This window comes from Sneathiella sp. HT1-7, from assembly GCF_020731145.1.
GTDB lineage: Bacteria > Pseudomonadota > Alphaproteobacteria > Sneathiellales > Sneathiellaceae > Sneathiella.
Genome location: NZ_JAJFZN010000002.1, coordinates 454,759 through 465,716, shown reverse-complemented (window position 1 = coordinate 465,716; position 10,958 = coordinate 454,759). Strand labels below are relative to the sequence as shown.

Below are 10,958 nucleotides of genomic sequence, written 5' to 3'. Positions count from 1 at the left end.
CTTTTCCTTTTCTACGTGCGGGCTGTTTTAGGCTACGGCTTCCGCCTCTAATTCTTCTTCGTCGACAGCGTTCTGATCCGGGCCGGAATCCTGACCCTTTGCTTCCACGTCACGATCAACCAGTTCTATAACACCCATCGGCGCGGCATCCCCTGTGCGAAAACCCGCTTTCAGGACGCGTGTATAACCACCGCTGCGTTCTGCATAACGTTCACTCAGCGTGGAAAACAGCTTATCGACTGCAGATTTCTCATGCAATTCGGCCAGAGCTTGCCGACGTGCATGAAGATCGCCGCGTTTGCCAAGCGTAATAAGCTTTTCAACGATAGGCCGCAGATCCTTCGCCTTTGGCAAGGTCGTCTGAATTTGCTCATGCTTGATCAGGGATGCCGCCATATTGGCAAACATCGCCTTGCGATGAGAGGATGTTCTATTGAGCTTGCGCCCAGATTTACGATGCCGCATTTTTCTTACTCCACAGCGAGTGTTGCTGTTCTAAAAAGGTTCTTCCAGCCGTTTGGCCATATCTTCAATGTTTTCCGGCGGCCAGTTCGGCACTTCCATGCCAAGATGCAGACCCATTTGCGCCAGAACTTCCTTGATCTCGTTCAAGCTCTTACGGCCGAAGTTCGGCGTCCGCAGCATTTCCGCTTCGGTCTTCTGAATAAGATCGCCGATATACACAATGTTATCGTTCTTCAGGCAGTTTGCCGAGCGAACGGAGAGTTCAAGCTCGTCCACCTTGCGAAGCAGGTTCCTGTTGAATTCAGGCTCCTGGCTCTCTTCCTTGACGACAACTTCTTCTGGCTCATCGAAATTCACGAAGAGTTGGAACTGCTCTTGCAGGATGCGTGCGGCGAAAGCCACAGCATCTTCCGGTGAAACCGTACCGTTTGTTTCCACTTTCAGAGTCAGTTTGTCATAATCGAGCACCTGCCCTTCACGGGCGGCTTCAACTTTGTAAGTAACCTTGCGAACCGGACTATAGAGGCTGTCCATCGGAATCAAACCGATCGGAGCATCTTCCGGATGGTTGTTGACGCCAGGAACATAGCCCTTGCCGGTATCGACATTCATCTCCATGGAGATTGACGCACCGTCATCCAGGGTCATTAGAACCTGGTCATGGTCCATAATCTCGATGTCCGGTCCGGTTTCAATCATGCCGGATGTGACTTCACATGGACCTGAAGCTTTCAGTACCATACGCTTCGGTCCGTCCGAATGCGCCCGGATTGCCAGCGTCTTCAGGTTCAGAACGATATCCGTTACATCCTCGCGCACACCGGCGATCGAGGAGAATTCATGCAAAACATTATCGATTTGAATGGACGTAATGGCGGCGCCCTGTAGGCTCGACAAAAGAACGCGACGAAGTGCGTTGCCCAATGTCAAACCGAACCCTCTTTCCAAAGGTTCCGCAATAATCGTGGCTTCCCGATCGCTCTGCTCACCCGGCTCTACTGAGAGGTTCGCCTGGATCAGATCTTTCCAGTTTTGCTGAATCACGGTAATGACCTCATAGTTTTGCAGGCCCACCTTGGACCTGCGACGTCTAGACAAATAGCAATACAGGCCAAAAGCCCGTATCGATATGTAGTAATCCGTTAAACGCGGCGGCGTTTTGGCGGACGGCATCCATTGTGCGGAATGGGCGACACATCACGAATTGACGTGATATTGAACCCTACAGACTGCAATGCACGCAAAGCCGATTCGCGCCCGGAACCCGGTCCCTTGACTTCAACTTCAAGAGTTTTCATACCATGGTCCATGGCTTTTTTGCCCGCGTCCTCCGCTGCGATCTGCGCGGCGAACGGTGTGGATTTACGCGATCCCTTGAAGCCCTGCGAACCAGCGGACGACCAGGCAATTGCGTTGCCCTGTGCATCGGTAATCATAATCTTTGTATTATTAAAGGACGCGCTTACATGTGCGACACCTGAAATAATGTTTTTACGTTCGCGGCGTTTAACGCGTGTTTTTTCACGTGCCATATTACTTCTTCTTCCCAGCGATAGCTTTGGCCGGACCCTTGCGGGTGCGGGCGTTGGTATGGGTACGCTGACCACGGACAGGCAGGCCACGACGATGGCGCAGGCCACGGTAACAACCAAGGTCCATCAGACGCTTGATATTCATTGAGGTTTGACGGCGCAAATCACCTTCAACGATATGATCGCCGTCGATGGTTTCGCGGATTTTCACCACTTCGGAATCGCTCAACGCATTGACGCGAATTTCCGGAGCGAGGCCGACAGCCTCGCAAATTTCCTTGGCCTTTGCCGGGCCAATTCCATGAATATAGGTCAGTGCAATCAATACCCGCTTATTCGTCGGAATATTTACACCAGCAATACGAGCCACGCTAGTTTCTCCTCATCACCAAAACGGGTCGTCCTGACCCGGTTATCTCAAGCGCCTCCTGAGAAGCGCGCGATTATATAATTTTGTGTTACCTAGTCAACAGTTTAGATTGCCTGTAAAGCGGCTTCCATTTCTGCTGTCACTTCGTCAATCCCGGCCATGCCATCAACTTGCTTCAGGATATCTTTACTCCGGTAGTACGGAAGCAAAGGCGCCGTCTGGTCGTGATAGGCCTTAAGCCGTGACTTCACTGTCTCGGCATTATCATCACTACGTCGGCTAAACTCTGTCCCGCCGCATTTATCGCAAACACCTTCGACCTTCGGTTTCAGGAATATATCGTGGTAGCCCGCACCGCATTTTGCGCAAGTATAGCGACCCGTAATCCGCTCAACCAGTATATCGTCGTCGGTTTTCATCTCGATAACGGCATCAAGCTTGAGGCCCTTTTCCGCAAGCATCGCATCCAGCGCTTCCGCTTGCGCTTCGGTGCGCGGGAAGCCATCAAGAATAACGCCGTTTTTACAGTCGGGCTGATCCAGTCGATCAGAGATGATACCCGTCATTATGTCGTCGGAGACAAGTTCTCCTCGATCCATCACAGTCTTGGCTTTCTTGCCAACTTCTGTGCCTGCCGCTACGGCTGCGCGCAACATATCTCCAGTTGAGAGCTGCACCAGGCCATGCTTGTCTTGCAACCGCTGTGCCTGAGTTCCCTTCCCCGCGCCTGGCGGTCCCAGAAGAATCAAAATCATCTACGCCGTCCCCCCAGCTTTGATTTTTTGATCAGCCCTTCATATTGATGGGCAACAAGGTGGCTTTGGATTTGCGCCACCGTATCCATGGTGACCGACACTACGATCAGGAGGGATGTTCCGCCGAAGTAAAAAGGAACCGCCCATTGAGAGACGAGAATTTCCGGTAAAATACAGACCAAAGAAAGATACGCCGCGCCAACAACCGTCAATCGTGTCAGGACATAATCGAGATACTCCGACGTCCGTTTTCCGGGGCGAATGCCCGGTACGAAGCCGCCATGCTTCTTCAGGTTATCAGCTGTGTCATCCGGATTGAAGACAACTGCCGTATAGAAAAAGCAAAAGAAGACGATACCCGCAATATAGAGCATCAGATAAATCGGCTGCCCATGACCCAGCATCGCTGTCAGGCTGTTCAGCCAGTCCGGACCTGAACCTGCGCTGAAACTTGCGACCGTCGTCGGCATCAGCAACAGTGAAGAGGCAAAGATCGGCGGAATAACGCCAGCCGTGTTCAGCTTGAGCGGTAAATGTGAATTCTGGCCACCATAGGTCTTGTTACCGCGCTGTCGCTTTGGATACTGAATCAAAATCCGGCGCTGCGCCCGCTCCATAAAGACAATGAAAGCAATGACGGCTACTGCCATAACCAACAGCAGCAAGATAACGAAAGTAGAGAGAGCCCCTGTACGACCCAATTCCAGTGTGCCGACAAGCGCACTTGGCAATTCTGCGACAATACCGGCAAAAATGATCAACGAAATACCATTACCAACGCCACGCGCGGTTATCTGCTCACCCAGCCACATCAGGAAGACAGTACCTGCAACCAACGTCACCACTGTAAACAGGCGGAACTGCATGCCAGGGTCAATCACGGCAGACTGCCCGTTTGAAAGGGTCAGGCCTTCAATACCGGCGGCAATACCATAACCCTGCAACGCGGCCAGTAGAACTGTACCGTAGCGGGTATACTGGTTGATCTTCTTACGCCCGGCCTCGCCCTCTTTCTTGAGTTGGGCCATCTGCGGCGAGATCGAGGTCATCAACTGCATGATAATCGACGCCGAGATATAAGGCATGATATTGAGGGCGAAAATCGTCATACGACCGAGCGCGCCACCCGCAAAAACGTCAAACATTCCGAGGATACCCCCGGAATTCTGTGCGAAAACGTCAGCCAGAATTGTCGGATCGACACCCGGGATCGGTATATATGTCCCGATCCGGTAAACGATCAGGGCAAAGAGCGTGAACCATAAACGCTTCTTGAGTTCCGTTGCCTTCGAAAAGGCACCGAAACTCATGGAAGAAGCCATTTGCTCTGCTGCTGACGCCATTTAATATTTCTCCCGAAGGTACGGATTCAAACCGCCCCGCCGATGTATTTACTCGCTTTTTGCCGGGGCTGGCGTCAGAAGGGTGACTTTACCCCCGGCCTTCTCGACTGCTTCCAGTGCAGATTTAGATGCGCCGGCAACCTCGAAATTCACTTTGGTTTTGAGCTCACCCTTTGCAAGCAGACGAACGCCATCACCGATTTTACCGACAACACCTGCCTGCTGCAGCAGTTCCGCCGTAATCGTTGCCTTTGGGTCGAGCTTACCCGCGTCAATCGCAGCCTGTACCCGGCCGATGTTCGCCACAGCGAAGTTCTTGCTGAAAATGTTCTTGAAGCCGCGCTTCGGCAGACGACGATAGATCGACATCTGACCGCCTTCAAATCCCTTGATGGCGACGCCGGAACGTGATTTCTGACCCTTCTGGCCGGATCCGGAGGTTTTTCCCTTGCCGGAACCGATACCCCGACCAACACGCATCCGATTCTTGGTGCTGCCTTTGTTGTCGGCTAATTGATTTAAACGCATGTTCAATATTCCTTAAATCAGACCGGCGGAGTCCTATTTGGACTCTTCCACCTGTACCAGATGATTCACCTTGCGGATCATGCCGCGAACGGCGTCGGTGTCTTCGAGTTCCACCGTCCGGTGCATTTTATTCAGCCCCATACCAACCAGCGTTGCCCGCTGGTTCTTTGGGCGACCGATCGGGCTGCCCGTCTGGGTAACTTTGATCGTTGATTTAGCCATCGACCTTTTCCTTTGCTGCATCGGCACCACGGCGACCTACCACCTCAGAGACTTTCTTGCCGCGTTTTGCCGCAATCATTCTCGGGGAGTTCATCGCCTTCAAGGCTTCGAATGTTGCTTTGACCATGTTGTAGGGGTTGGAAGTTCCGATAGACTTCGTCACTACATCCTGTACGCCCAGTGTTTCGAAAACGGCACGCATTGGACCGCCTGCGATAATACCGGTACCAGCCGGAGCTGAGCGAAGAACCACACGGCCCGCGCCGAAGCGACCCTGGACATCGTGATGCAGTGTCCGGCCTTCACGAAGCGGTACACGCACCATGTTGCGCTTTGCAGCTTCCGTTGCCTTACGAATGGCTTCCGGGACCTCACGGGCTTTACCGTGACCATAGCCAACGCGGCCTTTCTGGTCACCAGCAACAACCAAAGCCGCAAAACCGAAACGACGGCCACCTTTTACAACTTTGGCCACACGGTTAATGTAAACCAGCTTGTCGACGAATTCTGAATCGCCTTTTTCGTTTTGATCAGGTCTCAACATCGTCAATTCCCCTAGAAGGACAGGCCGCCCTCACGGGCAGCGTCGGCAAGGGCTTTGACCCGGCCATGATATTTGTATCCGCCGCGATCAAACGCGACTTCCTTGACGCCGGCCTTGATGGCCCGCTCGGCAATCAGCTTGCCAATTGCCGCTGCAGCTTCCTTGTTACCGCCTTTCAGCTTGCTGCGCAGGTCTTTTTCAAGGCTGGAGGCAGACGCGATTGTCTTGCCTGCGGCATCGTCAATGACCTGAACATAAATCTGCTGAAGCGTACGGTGTACAGACAGCCGCGGACGACCAGAAGACACCTTGCGAAGCTGGGTCCGATTTCTCCGCCGACGGCGGTCGAACAATTCTTTTGAGTTTGCCATAATCGGTTCCTACTTCTTCTTGCCTTCTTTGCGGAAGATATACTCGTCCGCATATTTGACACCCTTGCCCTTGTAAGGCTCTGGCTTCCGGTAAGACCGGATAACCGCCGCAACCTGACCAACCTGCTGCTTGTCAGCACCGGAGATTTCAATCACCGTCGGCTGGGGGCATTTAATCTCAATACCTTCCGGGATCGGGAAGTCAACGTCGTGGCTGAACCCGAGGTTCAACTTCAATGTCTTTCCCTGTACCGCCGCACGGTAACCAACGCCGACAACTTCCAGTGTTTTGGTAAAGCCGTTCGAGACGCCTTCAACGAGGTTGCTCAGCAATGTACGCTGCAGCCCCCACATCTGACGGCCCCGAATATTATTCGTACGAGGCTTAACCGTTATTTGGTCATCTTCACGGCTCACGACGACGTCATCGACAAAGGTCATGCTCAACACGCCCTTGCTACCCTTGACGGTCACATCGCTACCGGAGAGCTGGACATCCACACCAGAAGGGATTGTCACCGGATGTTTTCCAATTCGAGACATAATAGCTCCTAGTACAACTTACACAGTACTTCGCCACCGACATGGGCATCGCGTGCCTCATTGTCTGACAAAACACCGCTCGGGGTGGATAGAATGGCAACGCCCAGACCATTACGTATGGTCGGCAAATCCTTCACGCCACTATAAACACGGCGACCAGGCTTTGAAATACGGCTGACATGTTCAATCACGCCCTTGCCCTGATAATATTTCAGTTCAATGGTGACTTCAGGCTTGCCCTTTTCAGGCTCAGCCACGTCATATCCGCGAATGAAGCCTTCACGCTTCAACGCTTCAAGCACATTCAGGCGCAATTTTGAAGACGGGCTCTTAACTGAACTTTTCATGGCTCGCTGACCGTTGCGAATACGGGTCAGCATATCGCCGAGGGGATCACTTAATGACATTTCTGTATCTCCCTACCAGCTCGATTTAACCATGCCCGGAATTTGGCCATTGGACGCCATGTCGCGCAGGCCAATACGGGATAGTTTCAATTTACGGTAAACACCGCGCGGACGACCGGTGAGTTCGCAGCGATTGCGAACACGTGTCTTGGACGAATTCCGCGGCAGTTCTGCCAATTTCAAACGCGCCGCAAAACGCTCTTCCTGCGGCAGCTCTTCATTCTTGCTCATCGCCTTCAGCTCAGCACGTTTGGTCTCAAATTTTTCAACCAAACGGCGGCGCTTCTGGTTTTTTTCGACAGCACTTTTCTTAGCCATTTTAATTAACTCCTAGGATCAATTAATCTTGAACGGCATGCTGAAACCACTCAGAAGCTCACGAGCCTCTTCGTCGGTTTTGGCAGTCGTGCAGATTACGATATCCATTCCCCGTACGTCCGTTACATCATCGTAATGAATTTCCGGGAAAACAATTTGTTCCTTCAGGCCCATGGCATAGTTGCCCCGGCCGTCGAAACTTTTCTCAGACACACCGCGGAAATCCCGAACACGCGGGAGTGCGATATTAATCAGCCGGTCAAGAAACTCATACATCTGGCTCTTGCGCAGCGTTACTTTTGCTCCGATTGGCATTCCTTCACGTAATTTGAAGGTAGCAACGGATTTCTTGGCAGTAGTGACAACCGGCTTCTGACCGGAAATCTTTGCAAGCTCGCTCTCAACCGATTTGATCTTTTTCGAATCGGCGACCGCTTCCCCGCACCCAACATTGATGACAATTTTTTCCAGCTTTGGAATCTGCATCTCGTTGGCGTAAGAAAATTTGCCCTGAAGCTGCTTCCGCAGTTCCTCGTTATATAATGTTTTAAGTCTTGGCGTCGTCATCGAACTGCCCTCTATATATCGATGACTTCACCGGAGCGCTTGGCGAAGCGAACTTTCCGGCCGTCATCAAGATTTTTGTAACCAACACGGGTCGCCTTGCCATCCTTCGGATCCTGCAATGCGATATTCGAGATATGGATTGCCGCTTCTTTTTCGACAATGCCACCCTGGTCTGCCTGGCTCGGTTTCGTATGGCGTTTCACCATATTGATACCGGACACGAATACGCGCCGGTCTTTGCGACGAACGCTCAGCACCTCGCCTGTACGGCCCTTATCCTTGCCTGTGAGCACAACGACCTTGTCGCCCTTTTTCACTGCGAATTTTTCAGCCATTAGAGAACCTCCGGCGCGAGGGAAATAATCTTCATGTAATTCTTGCTTCTGAGCTCACGCGTAACCGGGCCGAAAATACGGGTCCCAACCGGTTCACCCTGCTTGTTGATCAGCACGGCTGCGTTGCTATCAAAGCGAATTGCCGTTCCATCGGTCCGGCGAATTTCCTTTTTTGTGCGCACGATGACAGCTCTCTGAACGTCACCTTTTTTGACGCGGCCGCGCGGAATCGCCTCCTTCACGGAGACAACAATCACGTCCCCGATAGAAGCAGTTTTCCGTTTTGAACCACCCAAAACTTTAATGCACTGCACCTGCCTTGCGCCGGAGTTGTCGGCGACCTCCAGGTTGGTTTGCATCTGAATCATAGTCGTTTACCTTCGTTTGGTATCAACACTGTTTACTTAAGCGACGTTTAAAGAACTTCCCAACGCTTCAGTTTCGAGTAGGGAGCACATTCCTGAATACGGACTGTATCCCCTGTCTTAAACTGGTTTTTCGCGTCATGGGCGTGGTACTTTTTCGACTGGCCTATGTACTTCTTATATAGCCGATGCATCACTTGACGATCGACTTTAACAACGACGGTTTGATCATTCTTGTCGCTGACAACTGTTCCTTGCAGGATACGCTTTGGCATCGTTTTCTCTCCTAAGACGCAGCGCTAGCTGACATCACCGTTTTAATGCGGGCGATATCCCGCCGCACCTGGCGTTGGCGCGCCGTATTCTCCAATTGTCCACTGGCTTGCTGGAAGCGTAAATTGAACTGCTCCTTCTTCAGTTGAAGCAGTTCTGATTTAAGTTCATCAGCCGTTTTGCCCAGTAAATCCTGTGCTTTCATGGTCAATTTCCTTCACCAATGCGGGTCACGAAACGGGTTTTGATCGGCAATTTAGCCGCTCCCCTCTCGAACGCCTCACGGGCGATTTCGAGTGGAACACCGTCAAGTTCAAACATTACTTTTCCGGGCTGAATGCGGACCATCCAATATTCCGGTGAACCCTTACCCTTACCCATCCGGACTTCGGTGGGTTTTTTGGATACGGGCACATCCGGGAAGATACGGATCCAGACACGTCCAGCTCGCTTGATATGGCGTGTTACTGCACGTCGAGTCGCCTCGATCTGCCGTGCGGTAATACGTCCGGGCTCAACAGCTTTCAGGCCATATGCGCCGAAGTTCAGCGTTGTACCTGAAGTTGCTACTCCCTTCAAGCGCCCTTTATGCGCTTTACGAAATTTTGTGCGCTTCGGTTGAAGCATGACATCACCCCTTTACTTAATTCCGACGGGAGCCGGGACGACCCGCAGGACGGCCACCAGCCTGTTGTTTTTCCGCAATCTTGTCCTGAGCCATCGGATCATGCTCCAGAATCTCACCTTTGTAGATCCAGACCTTGATCCCAATGATCCCATAAGTCGTCAAGGACGAAGCGGTTCCATAATCAATATTCGCGCGCAGTGTATGCAGTGGTACACGACCTTCGCGATACCATTCCGTTCGCGCAATTTCCGCGCCGCCCAAGCGACCGGCACAGTTGATCCGGATACCTTCCGCGCCAAGACGCAGAGCCGACTGAACCGCCCGCTTCATCGCCCGACGATAGGAAACACGACGCGCCAACTGCTGACCAATATTCTCAGCAACCAACTTCGCATCAATTTCCGGCTTGCGGACTTCGACGATATTCAAATGCACTTCAGAGCTCGTCATTTTGGCAATTGCGGAACGAAGCTTTTCAATATCTGCGCCCTTCTTACCAATGATGACACCCGGGCGCGCCGAATAGATTGTGATCCGGGCCTTCTTGGCCGGACGTTCAATCACGATCTTACTGATGCCCGCCTGCTCCAGCTGCTTTTCCAGATATTCGCGAATGCGCACATCTTCATGCAACAGCTTGGCGTAGTTATCTTTGGCGTACCAGCGTGAATCCCAAGTCCGGTTGATACCGACCCGAAGGCCAATTGGATTTACTTTTTGACCCATTACTCTTGCTCCTCGCGCTCACGAACAATAATCGTGATATTGCTGAAAGGTTTCAGGATCGGGCTTGAACGCCCCCGTCCCCGTGGCCGCATGCGCTTCATCACCAGGGACTTGCTCACATAGGCTTCGGAAACATAGAGCTGATCTACGTCCAGCTGATGGTTGTTTTCCGCGTTCGCAATTGCGGACTGCAACACTTTGCGTACATCCGGTGCAATCCCGCGTTTGGAAAAACTGAGTTCGGTCAATGCCGCTTCAGCAGATTTTCCACGAATGAGGCTAGCCACCAGGTTCATTTTCTGTGGGCTTACGCGAATGCGATTGCCAACGGCGCGCGCTTCCGTGTCTTTAAGTTGCCGCGTGAGTGACGCTTTACCCATGATTAATTTCTCCGAGCCTTTTTATCAGCCGCATGGCCGTAATATGTCCGTGAGGGAGAAAATTCCCCAAACTTGTGACCCACCATGTCTTCATCCACCAGAACCGGTACAAACTTCTGGCCATTATAAACGCCAAAGGTAAGCCCCACGAACTGCGGGAGAATTGTCGACCGGCGAGACCAGATCTTGATTACTTGTTTTCTGCCGCTCTCGCGTGCAGCTTCCGCTTTCTTCAGCAGATAGCCGTCGACAAAAGGACCTTTCCATACAGAACGTGCCATGTTTG

Annotated in this window: 22 protein-coding genes; all 22 read right to left on the bottom strand. The window is 52.2% G+C overall.

Annotated elements, in window-relative coordinates; all coding sequences use genetic code 11:
- Window positions 1–27: 27 nt before the first annotated feature.
- Window positions 28–465 carry a 50S ribosomal protein L17 gene (rplQ, locus tag LKE13_RS07445; protein ID WP_227949776.1) on the bottom strand — a complete coding sequence of 146 codons (438 nt, stop codon included), beginning with the start codon at window positions 463–465 and terminating at the stop codon, window positions 28–30.
- Window positions 466–495: 30 nt separating this feature from the next.
- On the bottom strand, window positions 496–1,509 hold the full coding sequence (locus LKE13_RS07440; RefSeq protein ID WP_227949774.1) for a DNA-directed RNA polymerase subunit alpha: 1,014 nt from the start codon (window positions 1,507–1,509) through the stop codon (window positions 496–498).
- Window positions 1,510–1,607: 98 nt separating this feature from the next.
- Window positions 1,608–1,997 carry a 30S ribosomal protein S11 gene (rpsK, locus tag LKE13_RS07435; RefSeq protein ID WP_207045960.1) on the bottom strand — a complete coding sequence of 130 codons (390 nt, stop codon included), beginning with the start codon at window positions 1,995–1,997 and terminating at the stop codon, window positions 1,608–1,610.
- A gap of 1 nt (window position 1,998) precedes the next feature.
- Window positions 1,999–2,367, bottom strand: coding sequence for a 30S ribosomal protein S13 (gene rpsM / locus LKE13_RS07430; RefSeq protein ID WP_227949772.1), 369 nt, complete (start codon window positions 2,365–2,367; stop codon window positions 1,999–2,001).
- Between the two features lie 104 nt (window positions 2,368–2,471).
- Window positions 2,472–3,122 (bottom strand): adenylate kinase, encoded by a 651-nt coding sequence (locus LKE13_RS07425; RefSeq protein ID WP_227949770.1) that lies wholly within the window; start codon window positions 3,120–3,122, stop codon window positions 2,472–2,474.
- Entirely contained in the window at window positions 3,119–4,465 is a 1,347-nt protein-coding gene (gene secY, locus LKE13_RS07420; protein ID WP_415776505.1) for a preprotein translocase subunit SecY, read from the bottom strand. Before secY ends, LKE13_RS07425 begins: the two co-directional genes overlap by 4 nt.
- Window positions 4,466–4,513: 48 nt before the next feature.
- Window positions 4,514–4,993 carry a 50S ribosomal protein L15 gene (rplO, locus tag LKE13_RS07415; RefSeq protein WP_227949767.1) on the bottom strand — a complete coding sequence of 160 codons (480 nt, stop codon included), beginning with the start codon at window positions 4,991–4,993 and terminating at the stop codon, window positions 4,514–4,516.
- Between the two features lie 33 nt (window positions 4,994–5,026).
- Complete coding sequence (rpmD, locus tag LKE13_RS07410) at window positions 5,027–5,215, bottom strand: 50S ribosomal protein L30 (RefSeq protein WP_227949765.1); 189 nt, start codon at window positions 5,213–5,215, stop codon at window positions 5,027–5,029.
- Window positions 5,208–5,759 (bottom strand): 30S ribosomal protein S5, encoded by a 552-nt coding sequence (gene rpsE / locus LKE13_RS07405; RefSeq protein WP_227949763.1) that lies wholly within the window; start codon window positions 5,757–5,759, stop codon window positions 5,208–5,210. Before rpsE ends, rpmD begins: the two co-directional genes overlap by 8 nt.
- Before the next feature lie 11 nt (window positions 5,760–5,770).
- Window positions 5,771–6,130, bottom strand: a complete 360-nt coding sequence (gene rplR / locus LKE13_RS07400; protein WP_227949760.1) for a 50S ribosomal protein L18 — start codon at window positions 6,128–6,130, stop codon at window positions 5,771–5,773.
- Window positions 6,131–6,139: 9 nt separating this feature from the next.
- Complete coding sequence (gene rplF / locus LKE13_RS07395) at window positions 6,140–6,673, bottom strand: 50S ribosomal protein L6 (protein ID WP_227949758.1); 534 nt, start codon at window positions 6,671–6,673, stop codon at window positions 6,140–6,142.
- Between the two features lie 8 nt (window positions 6,674–6,681).
- Entirely contained in the window at window positions 6,682–7,080 is a 399-nt protein-coding gene (gene rpsH, locus LKE13_RS07390) for a 30S ribosomal protein S8 (protein ID WP_227949756.1), read from the bottom strand.
- Window positions 7,081–7,092: 12 nt separating this feature from the next.
- Window positions 7,093–7,398, bottom strand: coding sequence for a 30S ribosomal protein S14 (rpsN, locus tag LKE13_RS07385; RefSeq protein ID WP_227949753.1), 306 nt, complete (start codon window positions 7,396–7,398; stop codon window positions 7,093–7,095).
- Window positions 7,399–7,416: 18 nt separating this feature from the next.
- Entirely contained in the window at window positions 7,417–7,965 is a 549-nt protein-coding gene (rplE, locus tag LKE13_RS07380; RefSeq protein WP_227949751.1) for a 50S ribosomal protein L5, read from the bottom strand.
- A gap of 11 nt (window positions 7,966–7,976) precedes the next feature.
- A complete protein-coding gene (rplX, locus tag LKE13_RS07375) occupies window positions 7,977–8,300 on the bottom strand; it encodes a 50S ribosomal protein L24 (RefSeq protein ID WP_227949749.1) in 324 nt (107 codons plus the stop codon).
- Window positions 8,300–8,668: a 50S ribosomal protein L14 gene (gene rplN, locus LKE13_RS07370; RefSeq protein ID WP_227949747.1), complete on the bottom strand. Its 369-nt coding sequence runs from the start codon at window positions 8,666–8,668 to the stop codon at window positions 8,300–8,302. Before rplN ends, rplX begins: the two co-directional genes overlap by 1 nt.
- 47 nt (window positions 8,669–8,715) lie before the next feature.
- The gene (gene rpsQ / locus LKE13_RS07365; RefSeq protein ID WP_227949745.1) at window positions 8,716–8,940 is read right to left on the bottom strand and encodes a 30S ribosomal protein S17; all 225 of its coding nucleotides are present in this window, start codon (window positions 8,938–8,940) and stop codon (window positions 8,716–8,718) included.
- Between the two features lie 11 nt (window positions 8,941–8,951).
- Window positions 8,952–9,143 (bottom strand): 50S ribosomal protein L29, encoded by a 192-nt coding sequence (gene rpmC / locus LKE13_RS07360; RefSeq protein WP_227949743.1) that lies wholly within the window; start codon window positions 9,141–9,143, stop codon window positions 8,952–8,954.
- A 2-nt stretch (window positions 9,144–9,145) separates the two neighbouring features.
- Window positions 9,146–9,565, bottom strand: coding sequence for a 50S ribosomal protein L16 (gene rplP, locus LKE13_RS07355; protein WP_227949741.1), 420 nt, complete (start codon window positions 9,563–9,565; stop codon window positions 9,146–9,148).
- Window positions 9,566–9,581: 16 nt separating this feature from the next.
- Entirely contained in the window at window positions 9,582–10,292 is a 711-nt protein-coding gene (gene rpsC / locus LKE13_RS07350; RefSeq protein WP_227949739.1) for a 30S ribosomal protein S3, read from the bottom strand.
- Window positions 10,292–10,672, bottom strand: a complete 381-nt coding sequence (gene rplV, locus LKE13_RS07345; protein ID WP_227949736.1) for a 50S ribosomal protein L22 — start codon at window positions 10,670–10,672, stop codon at window positions 10,292–10,294. Before rplV ends, rpsC begins: the two co-directional genes overlap by 1 nt.
- Before the next feature lie 2 nt (window positions 10,673–10,674).
- Window positions 10,675–10,953: a 30S ribosomal protein S19 gene (gene rpsS, locus LKE13_RS07340; RefSeq protein WP_227949734.1), complete on the bottom strand. Its 279-nt coding sequence runs from the start codon at window positions 10,951–10,953 to the stop codon at window positions 10,675–10,677.
- Window positions 10,954–10,958 lie beyond the last annotated feature (5 nt).